Annotated in this window: 20 protein-coding genes and 2 pseudogenes; 7 read left to right on the top strand and 15 right to left on the bottom strand. The window is 70.5% G+C overall.

Annotation, left to right across the window (positions count from 1 at the left end; genetic code table 11):
* Positions 1–136 precede the first annotated feature (136 nt).
* A complete protein-coding gene (locus ACZ8ZB_RS25870; RefSeq protein ID WP_470740016.1) occupies positions 137–1,822 on the bottom strand; it encodes a ribonuclease J in 1,686 nt (561 codons plus the stop codon).
* Between the two features lie 189 nt (positions 1,823–2,011).
* Between ACZ8ZB_RS25870 and ACZ8ZB_RS25865 the strand changes: the two are divergent.
* Positions 2,012–2,198 (top strand): annotated as a pseudogene (locus tag ACZ8ZB_RS25865) (hypothetical protein); the annotation flags it as partial.
* 134 nt (positions 2,199–2,332) lie between these two features.
* Here ACZ8ZB_RS25865 and ACZ8ZB_RS25860 read toward each other — a convergent pair.
* From ACZ8ZB_RS25860 to ACZ8ZB_RS25830, 7 genes are all read right to left on the bottom strand, one after another.
* Entirely contained in the window at positions 2,333–2,671 is a 339-nt protein-coding gene (locus ACZ8ZB_RS25860) for a helix-turn-helix domain-containing protein (protein ID WP_470740015.1), read from the bottom strand.
* Positions 2,672–3,539: 868 nt separating this feature from the next.
* Positions 3,540–3,848 carry an SCO5918 family protein gene (locus tag ACZ8ZB_RS25855; protein WP_470740014.1) on the bottom strand — a complete coding sequence of 103 codons (309 nt, stop codon included), beginning with the start codon at positions 3,846–3,848 and terminating at the stop codon, positions 3,540–3,542.
* 33 nt (positions 3,849–3,881) lie between these two features.
* A complete protein-coding gene (locus ACZ8ZB_RS25850) occupies positions 3,882–5,084 on the bottom strand; it encodes an IS110 family RNA-guided transposase (protein ID WP_470740013.1) in 1,203 nt (400 codons plus the stop codon).
* Between the two features lie 296 nt (positions 5,085–5,380).
* Positions 5,381–5,785: a CBS domain-containing protein gene (locus ACZ8ZB_RS25845; protein ID WP_470740012.1), complete on the bottom strand. Its 405-nt coding sequence runs from the start codon at positions 5,783–5,785 to the stop codon at positions 5,381–5,383.
* Positions 5,786–5,831: 46 nt separating this feature from the next.
* A complete protein-coding gene (locus tag ACZ8ZB_RS25840) occupies positions 5,832–7,328 on the bottom strand; it encodes a DEAD/DEAH box helicase (RefSeq protein ID WP_470740011.1) in 1,497 nt (498 codons plus the stop codon).
* A gap of 343 nt (positions 7,329–7,671) precedes the next feature.
* Entirely contained in the window at positions 7,672–7,875 is a 204-nt protein-coding gene (locus tag ACZ8ZB_RS25835; RefSeq protein ID WP_470740010.1) for a cold-shock protein, read from the bottom strand.
* A gap of 1,065 nt (positions 7,876–8,940) precedes the next feature.
* Positions 8,941–10,464, bottom strand: coding sequence for an MFS transporter (locus ACZ8ZB_RS25830; protein WP_470740009.1), 1,524 nt, complete (start codon positions 10,462–10,464; stop codon positions 8,941–8,943).
* 102 nt (positions 10,465–10,566) lie between these two features.
* Between ACZ8ZB_RS25830 and ACZ8ZB_RS25825 the strand changes: the two genes are divergently transcribed.
* Complete coding sequence (locus ACZ8ZB_RS25825) at positions 10,567–11,451, top strand: helix-turn-helix transcriptional regulator (RefSeq protein WP_470740008.1); 885 nt, start codon at positions 10,567–10,569, stop codon at positions 11,449–11,451.
* Positions 11,452–11,747: 296 nt separating this feature from the next.
* Here ACZ8ZB_RS25825 and ACZ8ZB_RS25820 read toward each other — a convergent pair whose 3' ends face one another.
* The 3 genes from ACZ8ZB_RS25820 to ACZ8ZB_RS25810 all read right to left on the bottom strand — a co-directional run bounded on the left by ACZ8ZB_RS25820 (position 11,748) and on the right by ACZ8ZB_RS25810 (position 14,104).
* A complete protein-coding gene (locus ACZ8ZB_RS25820) occupies positions 11,748–12,377 on the bottom strand; it encodes a TetR/AcrR family transcriptional regulator (protein ID WP_470740007.1) in 630 nt (209 codons plus the stop codon).
* Between the two features lie 142 nt (positions 12,378–12,519).
* The gene (locus ACZ8ZB_RS25815) at positions 12,520–13,911 is read right to left on the bottom strand and encodes an amidase (RefSeq protein WP_470740006.1); all 1,392 of its coding nucleotides are present in this window, start codon (positions 13,909–13,911) and stop codon (positions 12,520–12,522) included.
* Positions 13,898–14,104: a hypothetical protein gene (locus ACZ8ZB_RS25810; RefSeq protein ID WP_145866752.1), complete on the bottom strand. Its 207-nt coding sequence runs from the start codon at positions 14,102–14,104 to the stop codon at positions 13,898–13,900. Before ACZ8ZB_RS25810 ends, ACZ8ZB_RS25815 begins: the two co-directional genes overlap by 14 nt.
* 148 nt (positions 14,105–14,252) lie before the next feature.
* On the opposite strand from ACZ8ZB_RS25810, the gene ACZ8ZB_RS25805 reads away from it, so the two are divergent.
* Complete coding sequence (locus ACZ8ZB_RS25805) at positions 14,253–15,578, top strand: MFS transporter (RefSeq protein WP_470740005.1); 1,326 nt, start codon at positions 14,253–14,255, stop codon at positions 15,576–15,578.
* An 11-nt stretch (positions 15,579–15,589) separates the two neighbouring features.
* Entirely contained in the window at positions 15,590–16,525 is a 936-nt protein-coding gene (locus ACZ8ZB_RS25800; protein ID WP_470740004.1) for an MBL fold metallo-hydrolase, read from the top strand.
* Between the two features lie 516 nt (positions 16,526–17,041).
* On the opposite strand, the gene ACZ8ZB_RS25795 is transcribed toward ACZ8ZB_RS25800, so the two are convergent.
* On the bottom strand, positions 17,042–18,004 hold the full coding sequence (locus ACZ8ZB_RS25795; protein WP_470740003.1) for a helix-turn-helix transcriptional regulator: 963 nt from the start codon (positions 18,002–18,004) through the stop codon (positions 17,042–17,044).
* Between the two features lie 62 nt (positions 18,005–18,066).
* Here ACZ8ZB_RS25795 and ACZ8ZB_RS25790 point away from each other — a divergent pair, with 62 nt between their 5' ends.
* Complete coding sequence (locus ACZ8ZB_RS25790) at positions 18,067–19,296, top strand: epoxide hydrolase family protein (RefSeq protein ID WP_470740002.1); 1,230 nt, start codon at positions 18,067–18,069, stop codon at positions 19,294–19,296.
* A gap of 107 nt (positions 19,297–19,403) precedes the next feature.
* On the opposite strand, the gene ACZ8ZB_RS25785 is transcribed toward ACZ8ZB_RS25790, so the two are convergent.
* Positions 19,404–19,937, bottom strand: coding sequence for a GNAT family N-acetyltransferase (locus ACZ8ZB_RS25785; protein WP_470740001.1), 534 nt, complete (start codon positions 19,935–19,937; stop codon positions 19,404–19,406).
* Between the two features lie 1,011 nt (positions 19,938–20,948).
* On the opposite strand from ACZ8ZB_RS25785, the gene ACZ8ZB_RS25780 reads away from it, so the two are divergent.
* Positions 20,949–21,569 carry a LysE family translocator gene (locus tag ACZ8ZB_RS25780; RefSeq protein WP_470740000.1) on the top strand — a complete coding sequence of 207 codons (621 nt, stop codon included), beginning with the start codon at positions 20,949–20,951 and terminating at the stop codon, positions 21,567–21,569.
* A 171-nt stretch (positions 21,570–21,740) separates the two neighbouring features.
* A complete protein-coding gene (locus ACZ8ZB_RS25775; protein ID WP_470739999.1) occupies positions 21,741–22,457 on the top strand; it encodes a GNAT family N-acetyltransferase in 717 nt (238 codons plus the stop codon).
* 24 nt (positions 22,458–22,481) lie between these two features.
* Here the strand turns inward: ACZ8ZB_RS25775 and ACZ8ZB_RS25770 are convergent.
* Both ACZ8ZB_RS25770 and ACZ8ZB_RS25765 read right to left on the bottom strand, forming a co-directional pair.
* A pseudogene (locus ACZ8ZB_RS25770) lies at positions 22,482–22,559 on the bottom strand (carbonic anhydrase); the annotation flags it as partial.
* A gap of 110 nt (positions 22,560–22,669) precedes the next feature.
* Positions 22,670–24,025 carry a DUF3500 domain-containing protein gene (locus ACZ8ZB_RS25765; protein WP_470739998.1) on the bottom strand — a complete coding sequence of 452 codons (1,356 nt, stop codon included), beginning with the start codon at positions 24,023–24,025 and terminating at the stop codon, positions 22,670–22,672.
* Positions 24,026–24,181: the final 156 nt, after the last annotated feature.

Raw genomic sequence — 24,181 nt, 5'->3', positions numbered from 1 at the left:
CGGCGGACACCCGTGTCCGGTGCGTCCTGGGCGACCGCGTGGGCCGGCGCGTCGGCCCGGGGTTCCGGCCGCGGGGCCCGCACGTACGATTCCGGCACCGTCGGGGAGCGGGTGCGGACATCCGCCGGGCCGTGGCTCAGGCGTCGATGATGACGGGGATGATGAGGGGCTTGCGGCGATGGGTGCGGAACGCCCAGTTCGCCACGGCACGGGCGATGAGCTGTTCGAGCTGGCGCGCGTCACCGACGCCTTCCTCGGCCGCGGTGGCCAGGGTCTTCTCGATGACGGGGATGACCGGTTCGAAGGTGGTCTCGTCGTGGACGAAGCCGCGGGCCAGGAAGTCGGGGGCCTCGGCGAGGGCGCCGGTGTCCGCGTCGACGATCGCCACCACCGTGACGACGCCCTCCTCCGCGAGGGTGAGGCGGTCCTTGAGGGACGCCTCGGTGGCGCCACCCACCTCCATGCCGTCCACGTAGACGTTGCCGGCGGGGACCTTGCCGGTGATGGACGCGCGCCCGTCGACGAGGTCGACGACGACGCCGTCCTCGGCGATGACGACCCGGTCGGGGTCGACGCCGGTACGGATGGCGAGATCGCCGTTGGCCCGCAGGTGGCGCCACTCGCCGTGCACCGGCATGACGTTGCGGGGTTTGACGATGTTGTAGCAGTAGACCAGTTCGCCGGCACTGGCGTGCCCGGAGACGTGCACCTTGGCGTTGCCCTTGTGGACCACGTTGGCGCCCCACCGGGTGAGTCCGTTGATCACCCGGTAGATGGCGTTCTCGTTGCCGGGGATGAGGGAGCTGGCGAGCAGCACGGTGTCGCCCTTGCCGATGCGGATCATGTGGTCGCGGTTGGCCATCCGCGACAGCGCGGCCATCGGTTCGCCCTGGGAGCCGGTGCACACCAGAGTGACCTTGTGGTCCGGGAGCTTCTCCAGCTCCTTCGTGCTCACCACCAGACCGGACGGAACCTTCAGATAGCCGAGGTCACGGGCGATGCCCATGTTGCGGACCATCGACCGGCCGACGAAGGCGACCTTGCGGCCGTACTGGTGGGCGGCGTCCAGGACCTGCTGGATGCGGTGCACGTGGCTGGCGAAACTGGAGACGATGACCCGGCGCGGCGCGGTGCGCATCACCTGCTCGATCGCCGGGTTCAGCTCACGCTCGGAGGTGGTGAAGCCGGGCACCTCGGCGTTGGTGGAGTCGGTGAGGAACAGGTCCACGCCCTCCTCGCCGAGGCGTGCGAAGGCGCGCAGGTCGGTGATGCGGTCGTCGAGGGGGAACTGGTCCATCTTGAAATCGCCGGTGTGCAGCACCATCCCGGCCCCGGTGCGGATCGCGACCGCGAGGCTGTCCGGGATGGAGTGGTTGACCGCCACGAACTCGCAGTCGAACGGGCCGAAGCCGCGCCGGTCGCCCTCCCGCACCCGGACCGTGCGCGGCCGGATGCCGTGCTCCTTGAGCTTGGCCTCCAGGAACGCCAGCGTCAGCTTCGAGCCGACGACGGGGATGTCGCGCCGCTCGCGCAGCAGGTACGGCACACCGCCGATGTGGTCCTCGTGGCCGTGGGTGAGCACCACGGCCACGACATCGTCCAGCCGGTCCCGGATCGAGGTGAAGTCCGGCAGGATCACATCCACACCGGGCTGGGTCTCCTCGGGGAACAGGACGCCGCAGTCGACGATGAGCAGCTTGCCGGCGTGCTCGAAGACGGTCATGTTGCGGCCGATCTCACCCAAGCCGCCCAGGGCGACGATCCGCAGTCCTCCCTCGGGGAGGGGCGGGGCGGTTTTCAGCTCGGGGTGCGGATGACTCATGCCTTCACGGTACCCGGAGAGTGGGACGGCATGATCCACCGCCTGTGCGATCTCCTCCTCCCGGCGGTCCTTGGGCGCAGGTGAGCGGGGACGCACACTCGGAAGCCCCGGCCTTTCCCACGGCCGGTCGACTCACCCGGCTCCTGCGGGCCCGACTGGTGGCGGGTCGCCGGTCCCTGCGCTCACCCGATGGCCGAGCAGGCCCGTGCGGTGAGGTGCCGGCTCGACGCTGTCCGCCCGGCCCGGACCCGGCAGGCGGCCCTGGCCTGCGCTGTGCGCTCCGTCACCGCTTGGCTGCTGTCCGGGACGAGCGCCGTCCGCCACCTGGGGTCCGCTGGGCGAAGCCGTCCTGCGTCGCCTCGACCACGCCCGCATCCGTACGGGGATGCCTTTGAGGAGAGGCGGCGCCCGGGCTCGGGGCCTGCCGGCCGCCCCACCCTCCATGAGGGCGCCACAGCCCGGCCGTGCGCGGTCGTGAGGGCCCGCCGGTGCCGGCGGGCCCGCTCGGCCTCAGGCCGCGACCGATGAGCTGGCCGCCCCAGCGGCGCGGCGGTACTCGGCGTTGATGCGCCGGGCTTCTTCGAGCTGGTCCTCGAGGATGACGATCCGGCATGCGGCCTCGATCGGCATGCCCTGGTCGACGAGCTCACGCGCCCGGGCGGCGATGCGCAGTTGGTAGCGGGAGAAGCGGCGGTGTCCGCCCTCGGAACGCAGTGGCGTGATCAGTCGCGCTTCGCCGATGGCGCGGAGGAAGCCGGGAGTGGTGCCGAGCAGCTCGGCGGCCCGGCCCATGGTGTAGGCGGGGTAATCGTCGTCGTCGAGACGGCTCAGCGACTCGTCTGCTGTCATCTCACCTCTCTGTGGAACGCGTGGAGGGGCCTTGGTGCCGTACGGCACCAAGGCCCCGAAGGAACTGCAACACCATCTGCCAGCCCTAGTGCTGCGCCGGCCTTCTGTTTCCGCCCGGCCGTCTGATGTTCCGACGGGGGTGCGGGGATCGTGGATGCGTGACCGGAGACCACCTGCCTATCGATGTCCTGCGGTTCCCGGGCTCGTGTCTTCCGCCCGGGCGATCCTGATGGTGCTCGCCTCCTCCGTTCTTCCCTCGGAATCCATCACTTGCAAACAGGTACTGCGTACTGCCGGTGACCTTGTACAGCGCCACCCCCCGGCGCGCGCGTCCGCAGCCCGACGCCTTCACCGGGGCACCACTCGATACAGCACTGCTGGTACTGCGACCGCATCGACTGCGGTCCTGCTCACGGCGGCCCCTCACCACTTCGGGCCACCCGGTCCGGTCGTCAGTCCCGTCACCGTCATACGACAGCCTGGCTCCGGAACTCCACCACCGCACCGCCGTACGGATACTGCTGCCCGGCAGTTCGCGTCTGCCGGGCTCTGCTGGATCTCGGCTACGAGAGAAACCATAACTGCGAGGATTCCGAATGTCTACTCTCGCAAGGACAGATTTACTGTCGCTGGACGGTGAGTACTTCCGATGGGCCGATCTGCGCGACCGAGGGCCGTCCGCAACACGGCCCCACCGCGCGGGTGAGAGACCGAGGACGTCGGCGCCTGGACCGTGGGGGACTACAGCTGCTCCGATCACTGACCCGCCGCCGCGCCGGGAGCGGCGGCACGTCACGCGCTGAGGGCCCCGCCGGCATGCGCCGGCGGGGCCCTCAGTTCCGTGTTCGTCTCCCGTGTGTCCCGTCGGTCAGCCGGACAGGGGGGTGCCGGGCATCGCGGAAGCCCGCCGCGACGGGCTCTCCACGCGCGCGGGCGCGGCCTCGGGAAGGGCGCGACAGGTGAAGCCGAGCCGGGACATGGCCCGGAGGACCTCACCGGCACTGAAATCCCGGCGGTCCTGGCGGGTGACGACCTCGCCGACCTGCTTGGCGGAGTAGCGGCGTCGTCCGATGATCACGGACTCGCCGGTGACCGGTTCGGGCGTGATGCCCTTCATCGATTCCAGTACGCCGCTCTTGGTCAGGTCGAACGGGAAGCGGGCGATGACACAGCGCATGGTGCCTCACGGGGGGTGCCTCTATGTCCTTCGTCAAGCGAGTCGGGGGCTCCTCGGCTCGTAGAAGGTTCCGTCGCGGAGCATGGCGAACAGGACGCTGATGCGGTGGCGGGCGAGGCGGAGGAGGGCCTGGGTGTGGGTTTTGCCGCGGGCTCGGCAGCGGTCGTAGTAGGTCCGGGAGGCGGGATCGTGGAGGGCTGCGAACGCGGAGAGGAACATCGCTCGTTTTAGCTGCCGGTTGCCGCCTCTGGGGGCGTGCTCGCCGTGGATCGACGTGCCGGACTGCCGGGTCGCCGGGGCGAGACCGGCGTAGGAGGCCAGGTGGGCGGCGGTGGGAAAGCTGCTGCCGTCGCCGACGGTGGCCAGGAGGACTGCGGCGGTCCTGACGCCGATGCCGGGCATCGAGGTCAGGACCTGGGAAAGAGGGTGGGCCTCCAGCAGTGCCTCGATCCGGGTTTCCAGGGCCCGGCGTTGTTCGTGAACGGCGGCCAGCGACTTCGCCAGCGACGGGACGATCACGTCGAGGGTGCCGGTGCCCGGGACGACGACGGTCTGCTCGTCGAGTGCGGTGAAGATGTCCTCGACCAGCCGCTTGGCCATGCGCGGCGCTCGGGGCCGGACGACCTCGACCAGCTTGCGGCGGCCCGCTTTGCGGAGTGTTTGCGGGGATCCGTAGCGCTCGAGGAGCCAGGTCACTGCCGGATGGTCCAGACGCGGGCCCAGGACGCGCTCCAGGCTGGGGTGGAACTGGGTGAGCAGGCCGCGGATGCGGTTGGAGGTGCGGTTGGCCTCGCCTGCGAGGTCCTGGTCAAAGCCGACCAGCATGGTCAGCTCCGCGGTGACCTCATCGGCAAGGTCGAGGGTGCGCAGGGTGTGGGGCATGGTGCGGGCAGCGTCCGCGATGACCACGGCGTCCTTCGCGTCGGTCTTGGCCTCGCCGGGGTAGAGGTCGGCGATCCGGCGCATTGCCAGTCCGGGCAGGTAGGCGACCTGGCAGCCGGCGTCCCGGGCGACGGTCAGCGGGAGGGCGCCGATGGAGGCGGGCTGGTCCACGACCACCAGGACGGTGCCGAACTTGGCGGTGAGCTTGTCGAAGACAGCCCGCAGCTTCGGTTCGCTGTTCGGCAGCTGCTTGTCGAACACCCTCTTCCCGGCCGGGGTCAGGCCGTGGCCGTGATGCGTCTGCTTACCGACGTCCAGGCCCAGGAAGACGCCCACCCCGTCGATGCTGATCACCGTGCCCCCACATGCGTCGATGCGTGCCGACCTCGGCGGTCGGGGCCGTTCTCGCGCATCCACGTTATGCAGACCTGCCGCCCGCGGGCGGCCGGGCATTGCGCCCGGCCGGGCGGTGGTCGGACCTCTGATCAGCGTCTCCGACGGCACCCCTCGGGCCCGGTGACACCACCCCCCAGGTCATCCCGTCGACAGGGGGACACAGTCATGCCGGGCCCGGAGGCCAGCGGCCCTCTTGCAGGACCGCGAAAAAGATAACGGGGGAGGAGGGACGGGGCCGACCGCCGTGAAGCGGTTCAGCGGGAGAGGGCGAGGACGCCCAGAGCGTTGCCCTGTTCGTCGACCACGGGCAGGGCCCCGAGCCGTCGGTGCCGCATCGCACGCTCGGCCTCGGCCCTCGTGGTCAGCGGCGAGGCGAAGGGAGCGATGACGTCGGCGATGTCACGCAGACAGATCCGGTCCGTGTACCCGGAGCCGTCGCGAACGGCCGTGAGCCGGGTTCGGGTGACCAGACCGGTGCACAGACCGTCGTCGTCGCAGACGACCAGATGACCCGTACGGGCGGCGGCCATCACGGACAGTGCCACCTCCACGGTCATGTCCTCCCAGACCTGCGGGCCGGCCGCTTCCATGGTGTCGGCCACCGTGCCGTGCGCGCGGTGAGCGCTCTCCGGGCGGAACTGCGTCTGGACCAGCGTCAAAGGGTGCCTCCTGCGGAGATGGGCCGACTTTCTGATCACGAAGGTTCTATGCCGCCGTACCGACGGCCGACTGCCGTACGGACGCGCGACGGGCCGCCGAAGCGGGGCGGCGCCGGCCGCGTGAGGCCGCGCCGCGCTTCTTGGGGCGCTCGGCCACCGGTGCGGTGATGACGACCGGGACGCCGGAGGGTGCCTGGGCGCCGGTGATGCGGTGCAGGGCTTCCCCGCCGACGCGGACCTGGGTGGTCTGCGGGACGATGCCGGCCGCTGCCATGAGGCGGGTCATGGCGCGGCGCTGGCTCGGGGTGACCAGGGTGACGACGCTGCCGGACTCGCCGGCGCGGGCCGTGCGGCCGCCGCGGTGCAGGTAGTCCTTGTGGTCGGTGGGCGGATCGACGTTGACGACGAGGTCGAGGCTGTCGACGTGGATGCCGCGCGCCGCGACGTTGGTCGCCACCAGCACGTTGACGTGCCCGGTCTTGAACTGCGTCAGCGTGCGGGTGCGCTGCGGCTGGGACTTCCCGCCGTGCAGGGCGGCGGCCCGTACCCCGCTGTTCAGGAGGTGCTCGGTGAGGCGGTCGACCGCGTGCTTGGTGTCGAGGAACATGATCACGCGACCGTCGCGCGCGGCGATCTCGGTGGTGGCCGTGTGCTTGTCGGCGCCGTGGACGTGCAGCACGTGGTGCTCCATCGTCGTGACCGCGCCGGCCGAGGGGTCGACGGAGTGCACGACGGGGTCGCTGAGGTAGCGGCGCACGAGCAGGTCGACGTTGCGGTCGAGGGTGGCGGAGAACAGCATGCGCTGGCCTTCGGGGCGGACCTGGTCGAGAAGGGCGGTGACCTGCGGCATGAAGCCCATGTCGGCCATCTGGTCGGCCTCGTCGAGGACGGTGACGAAGACCTGGTCCAGCCGGCAGTCGCCGCGGTCGATGAGGTCCTTGAGGCGTCCCGGCGTGGCGACGACGATCTCGGCGCCACCGCGCAGCGCGCTCGCCTGCCTGCCGATCGGCATCCCGCCCACCACGGTGGCCAGCCGCAGCCTCACGGAGCGGGCGTACGGGGTGAGCGCGTCGGTGACCTGCTGCGCCAGCTCACGCGTCGGTACGAGGACCAGTCCCAACGGCTGCCGGGCCTCGGCGCGCTGCCCGGCCGTACGGGCCAGCAACGCCAGACCGAAGGCGAGGGTCTTGCCGGAGCCGGTACGGCCACGGCCCAGGACGTCCCGCCCGGCGAGGGAGTTCGGCAGGGTCGCGGCCTGGATCGGGAACGGCACGGTCACGCCCTGCGAACCCAGCGCGGCCAGCAGGGCCCCGGGCATGTCGAGACCGGCGAAGTCCTCCACCGCGGGAAGCGCGGGAGTGACCGTCTCGGGGAGGGCGAACTCTCCCTGGACCGCGGCGGGCCGGCGGCCGTGACCGCCGGAGCGGCTCGAGCCGCCCGACCGGTTCGGGGCCGACGAACCGGACCGGCCGCCACCCCTTCCGAAGTCGGCACCGCCCTTGCGGGTACGGGCGAAACGGTCGTTCGTGCGTGTGCGGTTCATGCGGAACCTTCCTCGATGCGGCACATATCAAGGAATTCCCGCAGCGGTGAGCAGCACGGAGAATTGCAAGAACGGGCCGGTGGAACACGACAGCGCATCTGGCCGACGGAAATCCGTACGCGCACAGGCGCTGAAATGAGTGACGCGAAGTGGACGCGATGTCCGGGCGTCCATCGCGATGAAGCCATGACGGGTTGCGCGCACCCCTGAAGGGTGCTTCGCGTGCGGCGAGCCCGCGGATTTCCTGGTTGTCGTCCACAGGAGAAACCGCTGCGGGAAAGGCAAGCAGCTGGGACCCGCACCCCAAAGGATGCGGGTCCCAGCTACGAAATGCGCGTCAGCGTCAGGCGGGAACGATGTTCTCGGCCATCGGGCCCTTCTGACCCTGCGCGATGTCGAAGGCCACCTTCTGGCCCTCGAGCAGCTCACGGAAGCCCTGGGAGGCGATGTTCGAGTAGTGGGCGAACACGTCGGCGCCGCCACCGTCCTGCTCGATGAAGCCGAAACCCTTTTCCGCGTTGAACCACTTCACAGTACCAGTAGCCATGTCATTTCTCCTTCGGGGCAGTGCCTCGGGGTCCGCACTGCGCGGACACCGTGTCGCCGCGATGATCACCCCGCCCGGAAAAAGACCGGATATACAAAAGCGCTTCCAGCGGCACAGGAGCCGAGCCGGAGGCACGTGAAGTTTTCGGGAACCACAACTGCAACTGGGATCGACAGTAGCACGCCGCAGCGGCCTGCGTGCGAGAAAAAATCCGAGTTCACTTATTGCGGCAGAGAACCTGTCTGCGTGTTCCGTCGAAATCTCAGCCCGCCGGCACAGATATCGATCCAGCCGGAGCGCAACGTTCCGGGAAGCATGGACAGATCCTCGGGGAGCAGTCGGGAGTGGGAACCACGTTCACGGCACCGGCCGGATCGAGGTCGCGGTGGTCGAGGCCGCGGCAGCGAGCGCGTACGGACCGTGCGGCTGCCACGTGGTCCTCCGCGGTCCCGGGGACGGCGGTGCGACCGCGCCGCGTCCGGCTCCGGATCCGGCCCGGGGCTCATGGGTCAGGTGCTGGCCGGCGCGTTCCTCGGCGCCGGGCGCGCCACGACCGTGCGGCACCGGTCCCCGCGGAAGGCGGACGGCCTCGCCGCCGAGGGCGCCGCACTCGCCCCCCGATCACCGAGGCGGTCGGCGCGGCCCCGCCGGCGATCGTCTGTCTCACCGGCTACGAGGCCGTGCGCGAGGTCCTGGAGCCTGTCGGCTCCGCCCTGAGGGGCGAGACCCTGGTGAACCTCGTCTCCGGGCACTCCGGCGGAGGCAGGGAGAGGGCCGGCCAGGCCGCCGGCCCGGAGACCTCGTGTCCCGACGCCGCCGTCACGACCGTCCCGCCCGTCATCGGCACCGAACACGCGGTCCGGCGCGGGGCGGCCCGGCCGCGCTGGTTCCGGACATCCTTCGGGGCGGGCGCGGCGAGGCCGGTCGGCGAGGGCCTGCATGCGGGCGTGACGGCGGTCGGGACGCATCCGGCGGTCCTGATGACGAAGAGGGGTCTTCTGAGCCGATCCGGCCGGCCGTCCTGGCGGCGACGCGTCGTCGGCCCCTCCCGTCGGCCCCGTCCCGCTACGGCCTGCTCGCCATGCGCTCCTCCGCGGGCTCCTCGTGGACCTCGTCGGTCCGCTCCTCCGGCGCCGGCTCGGGCAGCCGGCGCAGGGCGGCCGCTCCGAGGGCGGCGTGCAGAAGGCTCGCCGCGGCCGCGACGACGTGCAGGCCGGTGACGAACGCGGACTTCGCGTCCTGGATCACGGAGGGGGACAGGGAAGGCAGCTGGAGGGTCTCGTCGAGGGTGGGGGCGAGGTCCGGGCCCTGGAGGCGGAAGAGCAGCGCGGCGAGCGAGCCGAGGATCGCGATGCCGAGGGCGTTGCCGATCTCGTTGCTGGTCTCGGCGATCGCTCCGGCCGAGCCGGCACGCTCCGCGGGGGCCGCGCCGACCGCGGTGTCCGCGACGACGGCGAAGGAGATGCCGTATCCCAGTCCAGCGATCACGGTCGAGGCGATGTACCAGCCGATCCCGCCGGTGACCGTGGTGGGGAGCAGCAGCAACAGGCCGCCCGCGATGGAGAAGTGGCAGACGAGGAGCGCGGCCCGCTTGCCGATGCGCTCGACGACGGCCGGTGTGACGACGCAGGAGAGGATGAGGGCCGCCGCACCCGGGAGGGCCAGGAGCGCCGCGTGCAGGACGCTCAGGTTCAGTACGGACTGGAGGTAGACGCCGGACAGGTACGCCGCCGCCGACCACGCGGCCAGGGGCAGCAGACCGGTGATGACGGCGATGGTGAAGACGCGGTCGCGGAAGAGGGAGAAGTCGATCAGCGGGTTGTCGAGGTGTCGCTGGCGCAGGCCGAAGAAGGTCAGCACTGCGAAGCCGACGATCACCGCGGTGATCGGCAGGGCCGAGATCCCGTCGGCGGCCAGGTGCTTGATCCCGTAGATCGTGAGCAGCAGGCCCCCGGCGGAGGTCACGACGCTGAGCGGGTCGACGCGGCCCGTCCCGCCCGACCGGATCTCTCGGAGGAGGACCGGCGCGAACACCAGGAACACGGCGATGACGGGGAGGTTGACGAGGAAGACCGAGCCCCACCAGAACCGGCCGAGGAGGGCGCCCCCGATGACCGGGCCGATGGCGAAACCGGCCGCGAAGGCCGCGGCGAAGACGCCGATGGCCTGGGCCCGGCGCCGGGGGTCGGGGAACAGCTCGCTCAGTACGGCCAGCGCCGAGGGCAGCAGGGTCGCCCCGGCCACGCCCATGAGCGCCCGGCAGGCGATGAGGAGTTCGGGGGTCGGTGCGAACGCGGCCCCGGCGGAGCCGAGTCCGAACACGGTCGCGCCGATCATCAGGAGCTTCAGCCGGCCGTAGCGGTCGCCGAGGCCGCCGAAGGCGACCAGCAGGGAGCCGACGGCGAAGCCGTAGATGTCCAGGATCCACAGCGCCTGGTCGGCGGTGGGCGAGAGGGCCTGGCTGATCCGGGGCATCGCCAGGAACAGGATCGATCCGTCCATGGAGACGAGGAGGACCGGGCCGAGGACCACCGCGAGCCCGAGCCAGGCCCGCAGTCCGGGTGCGTTGCTCGCATGCTGTCGAGTCATGACGCCGACCCTCGGGCAGGGCGTGGCCGACAGCCACCCCTGTGGCGTGGGTACACCCGGCAGGTACACCCACGGAGCGGGCGTGCGCCCTACGCTCGTCACATGGAGAGCCTCGGAACGTTCCTGAAGAGCCGTCGTGACCGGGTCACTCCGGCTGAGATCGGTCTGCTGACCTACGGCGCCTCCCGCCGGGTCCCTGGTCTCAGACGGGAAGAGCTCGCCCAGCTCGCGGGGGTGAGCGCGGGGTACTACACGCGTCTGGAGCAGGGGCAGGCCGGGACCGCCTCCGAGCAGGTGCTCGACGCGCTCGCCCGGGTGCTCCGGCTCGACCGGGTGGAGACCGTCCATCTGCACAACCTCGCCCGGCAGTCGGTGAGACCAGGTCTGGGCGAGCCACCCCGCGAGGAGCCCCACCCTCGGGTACTGACCCTCCTGGAGTCACTGGGCGAGGCCACGCCCGCGGTGGTGCTCGGCAGGCGCGGCGACGTCCTCGCGTGGAACCGCACCGGGCACGCGCTGGTCGCCGAGCACATCCCCTTCGAGGCGCCACGGAATCCGGAGGGGCGTCCGTCGATCCCCAGGATGTTCTTCCTCGACCCCCACACCCGCGACATGTACCGCAACTGGCCGGATCTCGCCAAGGTCCACGTCGCCTATCTGCGCCTCACCGCGGGCCGCTACCCCACGGACGCCCGGCTCGCCGGACTGATCGGCGAACTCCTCATGAACAGCGCGGACTTCGGCACGATGTGGGCGACGGGTGACGTCTCCGACTGCACGACGGGGGCCATGCGTCTGCGGCATCCCACCGTCGGAGCGGTGAGCGTGGACTACCAGGTGTGGCTCCAGCCCGACAGCCCCGACCACCGCGTCGAGATCTACACGCCCAACGACGCGACCTCCGCGGACGCGTTGCGCGTGCTGAACCAGCAAAGCGGCCGGGACGACGAGCCGGAGCCGACGACCGTACGGGCCGAGCATCGTTGAAACCGCCCGCGCCCTTCCGGGAGGCGCCCGCGTCCGGGCCGCAAAGATCGCCACGCACTCCACGCGGTGGGTCATCGGAAAGGTGTCCCGGCAGGATGGATCTCGCACAACACCGGGTCAGGGGCCGTTTCCTGCTCCACCGAAGGGCCCTTCGTGCGCACGGGGCGTCAAACGGACGTCACGCCCAAGGGCTACGTCCTGGTCGGTCACCGCTGGGGACTTCAGGACCCCTGCCGGTACAGCCGGCCGCTTGGCCTCCACCGCCCGGTGGCCGGACCGCCCGATGAGCGAGGTGGTCAGTCGTCGGGTTCCTTCTCCGAGGGCCAAGGGGCGGCGGCCCGGGTGGGGCGAGCGCCGGCCTCGACCTGCCGGGCGTACACGGCGTTCGTCACGAGCTCGCGCGCGTATGCGGCGTCCAGTCGGCCAGGGCGGAAGAGGATGCGGTACATGATCGGCGCCACGACACGGTCGATCAGCAGTTCCGTCTCGGGCACCGGCTCCCCCCGCTGCACCGCACGGGCCAACACGGCGTCGATCTGCTCTGCGGCATACGCCGAACACTGACCGGCATTGCTTCCGTCGGGGTCGCCGAGCAGGGCGTCCCGGATGTAGGCGCGCCCGGGCGGCGAGGCCATCTCGTCGAGGAACTGTTCCGCCCACGCGTCGAGATCGGCCCGCAGGCTCCCGAGATCGGCCGGATCCGTTTCCGGGCGCAGTCGTTCGACGGCCACGTCGGACAGGAGTTCCTGCAGGTCGCCCCACCGACGGTAGATCGTGGAGGGGGTCACGCCCGCCCGAGTGGCCACCATCGGGACCGTGAGCGCGTCGCGGCCCACCTCCTCCACGAGTTCACGTACCGCCGCATGGACGGACTCCTGTACGCGTGCGCTGCGCCCGCCGGGGCGGACCATGGGCCTGGGACTCATGCGATCCACCTTAATGCGATTCTGTTGCTTCTAGGCGGTGGTCGGCGTCGGCGACCCGCGGGGCTGCGCATCCGGGCGCCCGAGCACGGCGGACGCCCCTGCGGCGACGCGACCGCATGCCGGCCGGAACGTCCGCCTTCCCTCAGGCGGCGAGGGGAGCGAGCCGCCCCGCGCCGGCCACCGACTCCTCGTAGGCCCGGCCCACACGGAGCACCGTCGCGTCGTGGAAGGGGCGCGCCATCAGCTGCATGCCGATCGGCAGTCCGGCGCGGTCGTGACCGACCGGCAGGGTGAGGGCCGGGACGCCGGTGATGTTGGCTGGGGCACAGAGGCGGACGTAGCTGTCCGACACGGACTCGGTCGTGCCGTCGGCCCACTCGACGGCTTCCTGCCCCGCCTCGGCGGCGGTCATCGGCACCGTCGGCGCGGCGAGGACGTCGATTCCGTCGAACATGCGAGCCCAGGCGTCCCGCATCATGGTGCGGGCCCGCTGGGCGCGGAGGTAGTCGCCCGCAGAGGTGAGTTCGCCGGCCTCCAGCAGGATGCGAACGTCCGCCGCGTACAGGTCGGGGGTGGCCCGCAGCGACCGCTCGTGGTAGGCGGTGGCCTCGGGAACCATCAGCCCCCACTGGACGGCCTGGATGTAACGCGCCATCGGGATCTCGACGTCGACGAGCTCCGCCCCCAGCTCCGCCAGCCGCTCGATCGCGCCGCGTACGGACTCCTCGACCTCGGGCGTGACCCGGTCGAAGTAGTGGTTCCGCGGTACGCCGACCTTCAGTCCTCGCAGGTCGCCTCCCGGGAAGCGGTCCGGCATCGGGCCGGACACGCTCGCCGGGTCGCGCGGGTCGTGGCCGGCGGTCGCCGACAGCACCAGCGCGACGTCCTGGACGGTGCGGGTGAGGGGGCCCACGTGGTCCAGGGACCAGGACAGCGAGGTCACGCCTGTGCGGGGGACCAGGCCGTAGGTCGGCTTGAGGCCCACCACGCCGTTCAGGGCCGCGGGGACCCGGATGGAACCGCCCGTGTCCGTGCCCATGGCGAACGTCGCTCCGCCGGCGGCGACGGCCACCGCCGAGCCGCCGCTCGACCCGCCCGCGACCCGGCTGTGGTCCCAGGCGTTGTTCGTCTGCGGAGTGGTCAGGCCGTAGGCGAACTCGTGCGTGTGCGTCTTGCCCAGGAGGACGGCCCCGGCGGCGCCGAGCCGTTCGGCCACCCGGCTGTCGCGTTCCGCCACGTGCCCTGCCCGGACGTGCGAGCTCGCCGTGGTGGGCATCCCCTCCGCGTCGATCAGGTCCTTGAGCGCCATGGGGATCCCGTGCAGCGGCCCGCGCGGTCCGCTTCCGGAGATCTCCCGTTCGGCGCGGACCGCTGCGGCCAGGGCCGCGTCGGCGGCGACGGTGACGTAGGCGCCCAGTCGTCCTTCGACGGCGGCGATACGGGCGAGCACCGATTCGGTGAGTTCGACGGGGGACAGCTCCCGTGCGCGCACCGCACGGGAGGCTTCGGTCAGCGACAGCTCAAACGGTTGCATCGGCGTTCCCCCGTCCGGCTCGGTAGGAGGACGCGGGAGGGGTCTCGCCGAAATCGAGCTCGCGCAACGTGCTGATCACGGAGTGGATGTGGTTGGCCGTCATGGCCACTCCTTCGTGTCGGCCGTCCCCGAGGGGGAGCCCCGCCCGCAGCGCCCCTCGGGCTGCCTCTTGGGGGGTGAGTTCGCTGGTCATGGCTTCCTTCCGGATCTGTGCGGCGCGACGGGCCGGGGCAGGTGCAGGACCCCCGACCACCGCAAAAGCGAATCGTTTGCTTTAGTCGATCGTAGGATCTACGGTGGCTTAAAGCAAACCAATCGCTTTTAGCACGGGAAGGACCCTCATGCGGAGCGTCCCCGCGGGCCTCGCGCCTCCCCGCACCTCCCCCTCCGGACGTCTGCCGTTCGCCTTGCACGCCTCGATCCTGATCGCGCTGCTCGCCGCATCCAGCGCGCCGACCCCGCTGTACCCCCACTACCAGGCTCAGTGGCGGTTGTCGTCCCTCGACATCACCGTGGTCTTCAGCGCCTACGCCCTGGCGCTCCTGATCGCACTGCTGACGACCGGAACCCTTTCCGACCATGTCGGACGCCGCCCCGTGCTCCTGGGCGCGCTCGCGGTCCAGGTCGCCTCCATGGCACTGTTCGCGACGGCCGGCGGCCTGACCACCCTGATCGGCGCCCGCGTGCTGCAGGGCATCGCGACCGGCGCGGCGACCAGCGCAGCAGGTGCGGCTCTCCTCGACCTGGAAGACCCCGCCCGGCCGGGTCGCCCCGCTCTGGCCAACAGCGTCGCGCCGGTGACGGGCATGGCGGCCGGCGTCCTGGCAGCCACCCTCATGGTGCGCTTCGCCCCCGCTCCGGCGGTCACGGTGTACGCGGCCCTGATCGCCGTGTTCGCCGCGCAGGCCATCGCCCTCGTCTCGACGCCCGAGACCGTCCGCCGCCGTCCCGGGGCACTGCGCTCGACGCGGCCCCGCCTGGCGCTGCCCCCGGCGGCCGTCCACGCTCTCCTGCTCAACGGCGCCGGCGTCGTCGCCGTCTGGGCGCTCGGCGGCTTCTACTCGTCCCTGGGACCGGGCTTCACACGGCTCGTCTCCCCCGGCGGACCCGAATACGCCGGCGGCGCGGTCTTCTTCACGCTGACGGCCGTCGCCGCCCCGACGGTGTACTTCACGCGCAGGATGCGTGCCGACGTCTGCGCTCTCCTCGGGAGCTGCGCGGTGATTCCGGCGGCCGTCCTGGCCCTGGGTGCCCTCCACCTCGCCGGCCCCGTGCTCCTCTTCGCCGGGGCGGCGCTGGCCGGGTTCGGCTTCGGAGCCGTCTCCCAGGGTGCGCTGCGCGCGGTCCTCGACTCGGTCCCGGCCCGGGAGAAGGGCGGCACGCTCGCCTCCTATCACGTACTCAGCTACCTGGCGATGAGTCTGCCCGCCATCGGCGCCGGCGCCCTCACCGCCGGCTTCGGGCTGCGCGCGGCGGCACTGGCCCATGCCGACTGCGTGGCCGTACTGGCGACCGTCGCAGTCGCGACGCTGACCGCGACGCTGCGCAGCCGGCGCCGGACACCGTCCCCGGACGCCCACTCCCGCCCGGCGACGAACAACCGCACATCCGCCTCACCCGACACACCCGCTCCGGACCTCTCCGTCCTCGCGACCCACGAAAGGTAAGGAAGATCGCCGTGTTCACCTCCTCGCAAACGACCAGGTCCACCACTCCCCCCGCCTCTTCCTGGACGGTGGGCGACCACACCGTACGACGCATCGACGAAGTGGTCCTGCCCGCCCGGACCGGTCCGTGGCTGCTGCCCGGGGCGACCACCGACCTCGTGAGCCGGACTCCCTGGCTGAGCCCCGAATTCGCCGACGAACAAGGCGTCCTGCGCCTGGCGAGCCACAGCTTCGCCGTCGAGGTGGACGGCATGCGGGTGCTGGTGGACACCGGCATCGGAAACGGGAAGCGGCGCGCCAACCCCGCCTGGCACGACCTGAACAGCGACTACGAAGCACGGCTACGGGCGGCGGGCTTCGCGCCGGAGAGCGTCGACGTCGTGGTCCTGACCCACCTCCACACCGACCACGTGGGGTGGAACACGCGTGCCGAGGGCGACGCCTGGGTGCCCACCTTCCCGAACGCGCGCTATCTCACCTCACGCACCGAGTGGGACTACTGGGCGGGTGTCGACATGGAGGAGGCGCGTCGGCAGATGTTCCGGGACTCGGTCCTTCCCGTCCGGGAAGCAGGTCTGTTCGACCTCATCGATGTCGCGGACGAGGGCACGGACGTCGCGCCGGGCATCCGTCTGCTGCCCACCCCCGGCCACACGCCGGGGCAGGTGGCGGTGGAACTGAGCAGCCGTGGCGAGACCGCACTGGTCACCGGCGACAGCATCCACCACCCGGTCCAGATGGCGCATCCGGAGCTCTGCAGCTGTGTGGACGTCGCTCCCGAACTCGCGGCCAGGACCCGGAACCGGGTGCTCGGCTCACTGGCCGGTACGTCGACTCTCCTGCTCGGGAGCCACTTCCCGCCGCCGACCGCCGGACACGTGCTGCGCGAGGACGGCGGGTACCGACTGGTGCCGGCTCCCTCAGGGGCCACTCCCCTCGGCGGCTGAAGCGGATCGGAGCGCCCGGGACGTCCCGCGCACCGAGTCGCACCGGGTCCGTGCGGGTGACGTCCCGGGCGTCCGCGACCGGACGGCCCCGGGAGCGGCCATGAGACTCCTCCGGCATACCGTGCGGGCGAAAGCCGCCTTGCGCAGCGCGGTGCGGGCGAGGGCGTCGGCCACATCAACGACTCGCGCCTGACCGGCGTTCCGTTCTGTGTCACAGACAGTGACAAGTGCGTTGTCCTTGCGTACCCGAATCACGGCTACTGGCGAGGACAGCCGCTCGACATCGTCGGCGTAGCGGCGTCCCGCGTACGGACGCGCCTCGTCGCCGAGACTGCCGAGACGTCGTGACACCTGCACGGCCAGCGGGATCAGACCGAAGTAGCTGCTCCTGGTGCTGTCGAACATCTGTGCCGCGGTTCTCGCTCCACCAAACTCAGGACACTCCGCATCGAGGTACTGAGCGGTGATGGAGCCCGGTCGTCGGGAGATTCCCGGACGCCTGCGCGGCAGGGGTGCCTATGCCTTGCGTACGGCGTTCAGGCAGCGGGCGGCGTGGGCGTGCAGGGCGTCGGTGAGTTCGGGTGGTGCGTCGGCGAGAGTGAAATCGGCGTCGACCGAGGTGATCATCCAGGCGAGGTCACGGGGGGTGTCGGCGCCCAGGTGCAGTAGGCAGCTGTCATCGTCGACGGGTTCGACGACGCCCATGCCGGGCCAGATGCGGTCGGTGACCGCTGCGGCGGACTCGTGCAGGGTGATGGTGGCCTGGAACGGCCAGGTCCGTGATGACAGCTGGTGGGCCAGATAGGCGGCCACGTCGGTGTCGGGGAGTTCGCGGGGGGTGAACCGCGGTCCAGTCGGCGTGCGCGGAGTGAGTCTGTCGACGCGGAAGGTGCGCCAGTCGGTGCGGTCGGTGTCCCAGGCGACCAGGTACCAGTGGCGGTCGAAGCTGACGAGACTGTGCGGCTCGACCAAGCGCGTGCTGCGGCTGCGGCGAGGGCTGGCGTAGTCGAAGCGCAGTCGCTCGCGTCGGCGGCACGCCTCTGCGATGGCCATGAGGGTGTCCGCGGAGACCTTGGGAGTCGGGGCTGCGCCGGCCCGGACAGTAGCGGTGTGCAGGGTGCTCACTCGGTACCGCAGCCGGGGTGGGAGCATCTGCTCGAGCTTGGCGAGCGCGCGCATCGAGGACTCTTCGATGCCGGCGACCGAGCCACCGGCCGCCGTGCGCAGGCCGACGACGACGGCCACAGCCTCGTCGTCGTCGAGCAGCAGTGGCGGCAGCGTGGTCCCGGCCCCGAGCCGGTAGCCCGCAGTGCCCTGGGTGGCGTGCACCGGGTAGCCGAGCACACGCAGCCGCTCCACATCACGGCGCAGGGTGCGTCGGCTGACACCGAGGCGTTCGGCGAGTTCGGCCCCGGACCGGTCGCGGTGGGTCTGCAACAGGGAGAGCAGCTTCAACAGCCGCCCGGAGGTCTCCGGCATGCCGTAAGACTGCCGGAAGGTGAGGACCGAAACTGACCTAAGCGAGTCCTAGTGTCGCAGCCATGGCGAACACGACACCCAGCAGTATCCGCTCCTTCCACATCGACATACCGCAGGCCCAGCTCGATGATCTGCAAGCCCGCCTGGCCGCCACCCGCTGGCCGGATGAGCTGCCCGGTGTCGGCTGGAGCCGCGGCGTTCCGGTGGACTACCTGAAGGATCTGGCCGAGTACTGGCGCACTGCCTACGACTGGCGGGCGCACGAGGCGGAACTCAACACGTTCCCTCAGTACATGACCACCATCGACGGGCAGAACATCCACTTCCTGCATGTGCGCTCTCCCAGGGCCGATGCCACACCGCTGATGCTGCTGCACGGCTGGCCGGGCTCGGTGGTGGACTTCCTCGACGTCATCGGGCCGCTGTCCGATCCCGGTACGCACGGAGGTGATCCGGCCGATGCGTTCCACCTGGTCATCCCCTCGCTGCCGGGATTCGCCCTCTCCACCCCACTGGCCGGACCGGGCATGGACACGGCTCGGATGGCCGGGGCGTTCACCCGGCTGATGGCCCGCCTCGGCTACACGCGCTACGGCGTTCAGGGATACGACACCGGCTCATGGGTCGCCCTGGAGATGGGCAAGCAGGCACCGGACCACGTGATCGGCGTCCACGTCAACGCCATGATCACATTTCCCGCCGGGGCGGAGGGCGAGACGGACGGCCTGACGGAGGCCGAACAGCGACGATGGCATCGGATGCAGAACTTCAACGACGGTTACCTGCAGTGCAACTCCAAACGACCGCAGACCGTGGCTTACGCCCTCACCGACTCCCCTGTCGGCCAGCTGGCTTGGACCGTGGAGAAATTCAAGGAGCTCACCGACCCGGAGGACGCACTGCCCGAGAGCAGCATCCACCGGGACCGCATCCTGACCGAGGTCTCGCTGTACTGGCTGACCGCCACCGCCGCCTCAGCAGCCCAGGTCTACTACGAGGAGATGTCCGCGAGCACCTGGAGCGGAGCCGCAGCCGACGACTGGACCGCCCCCGGCACGGCGCACGACGCCGGGTGGGACGACGGTCAGGACGACTGGGCAGCCGGTCCGCAGGGGACCGTGCCCACCGCCGTGCTGCTCTCCGCCCACGATGTGACCATCCGCCGCTGGGCCGAACGCGACCACAACATCGTGCGGTGGACCGAACTCGACCGTGGCGGCCACTTCCTCGCGATGGAAGCCCCGGAACTGCTCGTCGGCGACGTCCGCGAGTTCTTCGGCAAGGTGCGCTGACAGGGAGGGGCCATCCCTTCCCGGGTGTCCGTGCCGCCGCGGTCGATGCGTTCAGGGGCGCAGGGACAGTGGTCGGCTGTCTTGTGATGATCGACGGTCGGGTCGGTTCATGCCTGGAACTCGGTGAGGTCGATGGCGTGAACGCGCAGTGGGTAGCCGTACACCGGGTGGGCCGTCTCCCGCTCGGGCGCCATGCCGAGCTTGCGGATGACGTTCTCGGAGGCGTTGTCCCCCACCCGGCTGATGCTGATGACACGGTCCAGGCCGCGGTCCTGGAGCGCGAACTCCAGTGTGGCGTGCGCGGCTTCGGACGCGTATCCCTGGCCCCAGAACGGTGAGCCGAGCCGCCAGCTGATCGCCACGGCGGGCATCACCTCCGGCAGGAACTCGGGCACGGACAGTCCCGTGAAGCCGATCAGTTCGCCCGAGGCCAGCAGCTCGACGGCGAAGAGTCCGAAGCCCTCCTCGTCCCACTCCTCCTCCCACCGTTCGATGTCCTCGGCCGTACGGTCCAGGTCGCGCACCGAGCCGTCGTCGATCCAGCGCATGACCCGTGGGTCCGCGTTGATGTCCGCCATCGGCGCGAGGTCGTCGTCGTGCCAGCTGCGGAGGAGAAGACGGGGTGTGCGGATCTCGGTCATGCGCCCATTCTGCCGAACGGCGAGCACCGCATCGGTGATCCGGCGCTCACCCGCCCTGCCGCTTCGAAACCACAACGCGTCAAGCCCTTGCACCACACACCGTGGCGGGGGAAACGTCGGGCCGACGGCCGGGCGGACGACGTGCCGCTTCGACAGCGCGGTCGAGGGGCCGGACCGATTCGGTGGCAGCCTGCCGCAGCACCAAGATCATTCACGGAATCGCGGCCAGACCCGATTCCAAGGAGCGCCGTCATCCTGGCGGCTCCCAGGACAACGAGGCCAACGCAATCGGCACACGTCAGCCCGGGACCTGTCGCCGTATGACCCGAGCCCGAAGAACAGCCCTAACGCGCTGCTCGACGGGTCGAGCCCGACAAGTCGATCCACCCGCGCTTCTTGATCCAGGGCGACCACCCCGCGCTCCGTCAGGAACAGCGTCGAGCGAGCGTCAAGACATTTCCCGAACCCGTCTCATACGGAGTTGAGGCAGAACGTTCCAGCCCCCGCCCCCGCTGCGAAACCGCAGGTGAGCCACGTGGCTGGAACCTACGACACGCTCCACGCGGTGGACTTCGGAAAACAGGTCGAGCACCACCGACCACATCTGGAAGACCCAAGGAAGTCGCAGGTCAGAGCCCCTTTGCAGCAGGCTCCAGAATCGCCACGCACTCCATGTGGTGGGTCATCGGAAAGATGCCGGTCCGCGACTGCTACGAGAAAGGCCAGGTCAAAGCGGGTTTCTCAGCTCGCCGTGTGGCGTCTGGGCACCCTGAGCGTCAAACGAGCGTCACGGTCGACAGACCAGTCGTGCGGGGAGAGCCGTCGACCGGGCCCCCGTCCTGCCGAGGACCACGAAGCGTGGCTGCCGGTGATTCGCGGCACGTCGTACCGCTCCGGGAACGGTGCTACGGCAGGCGACCGGGCTCAGGCGAAATCGGTCGTCCGCTCCATCCGCAGGCGACGGGCAAGCCCGTGGACAACAGCCTCAGCCTCGGATGTGAGACTGGGGGGATGCCCATATCGTTCTTGACCGCCGTCGGTGTCCTGGCTGTGCTGACCATGGTGCCCGGGCCGGACATGGCCGTCGTGACCAAACGGGCCGTCGCCTCCGGCTGGCAGGACGGGCTACGGACAGTGGGCGGGATCACCGCGGGACTGCTGGTCTGGGGCGTGCTCGCGGTGGCCGGCCTCGCCGCCGTCCTGGCCGCGTCCGCCACCGCGTACACGGTGGTCAAACTGGTCGGCGCGGCCTACCTCGTGTTCCTCGGTGTCCAGGCGTTGCGCCAGAGCCGTCGCGACCGGTCACAGGCGCCGGCAGCGACCCCCGCCCCGTCTCGCGGCAACCCCTGGCGGACCGGTCTGGTGAGCAACGTCTTCAATCCCAAGATCGCGGTGTTCTACACGGGTCTGTTGCCGACGCTGGCCCCGGCCGGGCTGTCTCCCCACAGCGGCATGGCCCTGCTGGTCCTCGTACACGCGGTGCTCACCGCGGTCTGGCTCGGCGCATACGTTCTGCTGCTCTCGAAGGCCCGCTCCCTCTTCGAGAAGCCAGCCGTACGCCGGGGCATGGACCGTGCCACTGGGGCCGTACTGATCGGATTCGGACTGAAGGTCGCCACGACCCGGTCTTGAGTTCTCCTGGTGCGGCTCGCGCGTCGGGCCACGGGTCCCGCACCGGACGGGGCTGTCACGGGAGCGGTCCGTACCGCCCACGCGGGTGCGTCGGGGACACCGCGGCCGGAACGCTGACGGTCTCTTCCCCTGCTGTCCGACCACCGCGCCCATCAGGAGAGGAACAGCACGATGACGAACGATGACGACCCGGTACTCGACGACCCGGTAGGTCAGTCGCTCGGCGGTCGGCACGCGCATCTCGCCCGAAGGCTCGGCCGGGCCGCCACCTATCCCAACGAAGTGGCGACCTTCTCCTCCGTGTCCGCCGACCCGGACGAGGAAGACTGGGCCGACCTGGCCGGTCTGCTCGGTCCGGGCGCCTTCGCCGACATGTTCAACTGCCCGGCCGTTCCGCCCTCGGGTTGGGAACCGGTCTTCAGCCTTGAGGGCCGTCAGCTGATCTGGTCCGGTGATGATGATGGTGATGGCTGCCCCGACCGACCGGGCTCCGGGTCCGACACCGACGTGGTCGAGCTGGGCGCGGACAGCGTGCCCGAGATGCTGGGGCTCGCCGCGCGGACCGAGCCGGGGCCGTTCTGGCACCGTACCCATGAACTCGGCACCTACCTGGGTGTCCGGGTCGACGGCACCCTGGTGGCGATGGCCGGTGAACGCCTGCGTCCTCCGGGCTGGACCGAGATCAGCGCCGTCTGCACCGCTCCCGAAGCGCGCGGGCAGGGCCATGCCGCCCGCCTCGTCCACGCTCTCACCCAGCGCATCGTGGCGCGCGGTGATCGTCCCTTCCTGCACGTGGCCGAGATGAACACCGGCGCGATCACCCTGTACGAACGGCTCGGTTTCAGGACCCGCAGACCGGTCACCTTCCGGGGTTTCCGGACGCCGTGATGTTCCGCCGGCGCGGCCGGCGGTGCGCACGACAGACAGGTCTCCCATCCCCTGGTCGAAGATGATCTCCGCGGCCGGCCGGGAGTCGGAGCATCCGAGCACCACGCCGTACGGGTGCCGGCCGACCGCCCTGTCGACGCGGCGGGCGGCGTCCTGGTCGGGGTGGCACGGGGCGTCAGAACGCTGCACGTCAGCGTCGCGGACGTCATGTGTCAGTGGTCGGTTTCCAGGTGGAGCTTGAGGAGGTCGACGCCGTAGTCACCGCCGTTGGGCGTGCGGATGATGGTGTGGATGTGCTGCTGGGTGGGGGTGCCGCCCATGCCCATGCCGCCGCCCGGGCCGCCGCTCGGCATACCGGACGGCTGGCCGCTGGGGGCGCCACCGCCGCCCATCTGGGCGTTCTCGCCGTAGGCCAGCGGGGACTGGGCGTCGTACTCGATGAGCACGACCGGGCTGTGCACCCGGTAGTAGAAGGCGGAGGAGTCCTCGCTCTCGCCGATCCAGTAGAAGTACGTGTCGTCGAGGTGGTCCTGCACCTCCTTCAGCTTCACCGCGGCGTGGCCGTCGTCCATGTAGCCGACGTAGACGCCGACCAGGTCGAGCAGTTTCTGGCGCTGGACGGAGGTGAACTCCTTGGCGGCGAGGCCCTGGTAGGCCAGCTTCAGGTTGTCCTGGCCGGCCCCGGCGACCATGTTCGTGCCGCCCTTCGCGTCGGCGGAGATCACCTTCTTGCGCTGCGTCGAGGTCAGGGACCGCAGCAGGGCCAGACCGGCCTTGGTCTCCGGCTTGAAGAGGGTGATCTTCTCGCCGTTGTAGGTGGCCGAGGTCGGCTCCGAGCCCATGAAGGTCGGGGACATGACGACCTGGTCGCCGAGGACGAAGTAGTTGACGGCCAGGTGGTGGCCCTCGTACTGGAAGCCCCAGGGCTTGGACGTGGAGGGGGTGCCCATGAAGGTGAAGTAGTAGTGCCCCTCGGTCAGCGTCTCCCTGCCGCCGCCGTTGTAGTCACCGAGGAAGGCGTTGAGTTTCATGATGTTGCGGGTCTGGGTCAGCCCGTCGGCCGACAGGGCCTTGCCGAGCAGGGCGTAGCCGAGGCTCTGCTGCTTCTCGGTCAGATCGCCCATGCGGGCGCCCTCGCGTTCGTAGCCGTCGACGTTGCTCCAGGCCAGCCACTCGTCGTCGTCCACGTCGAACACGCACGCCCGGCGCACCGTGGCGCTGAGCCCGTCCAGGAACGCCTGCGCGGCCTTCACCACCGCATCCGTCGAGACACCGGTGGAGTGGATGGAGAACAGGTCGTCGACGACCTTGCCGTCGGTGGTGACACCCGTGAAGTCGGCGTACTTCACCTCGGTGGCGCCGGGGCCCATGCCCCCGGCGCCACCGGGCCCACCGGACGGCAACCCGCTCTGGGCGCCGCCGGACGCGGAGCCGCTCGTGTCGGACACTCCGGCGGAACAGCCAGTCATGGTCGCCACGGCGGCGGCACCGCCGAGCAGCAGGGAACGGTTCATGAACCAGCGGCGCGTGCGCTCGGTGGCGGGGGTACGGGGACGGTGTGCGTGCATGGACGTGACACTCGCCCAGGACCCTGATTTTTCCGTGAGGTCTTCCTGTCAGACGCCTATGAGATCGCGACGGTGACAGCAGTCGACGACTCCCTCAGCGCGGACCTCGCCCGCTCAGCGCGGTGGCACAGCACGCGCGTCATGAAGCTGCGGTTC

It is taken from the genome of Streptomyces sp. 12E (genome assembly GCF_055633275.1).
The sequence above is the reverse complement of the archived record's forward strand: the minus strand, read 5'-3'. Positions and strand labels throughout refer to the sequence as shown.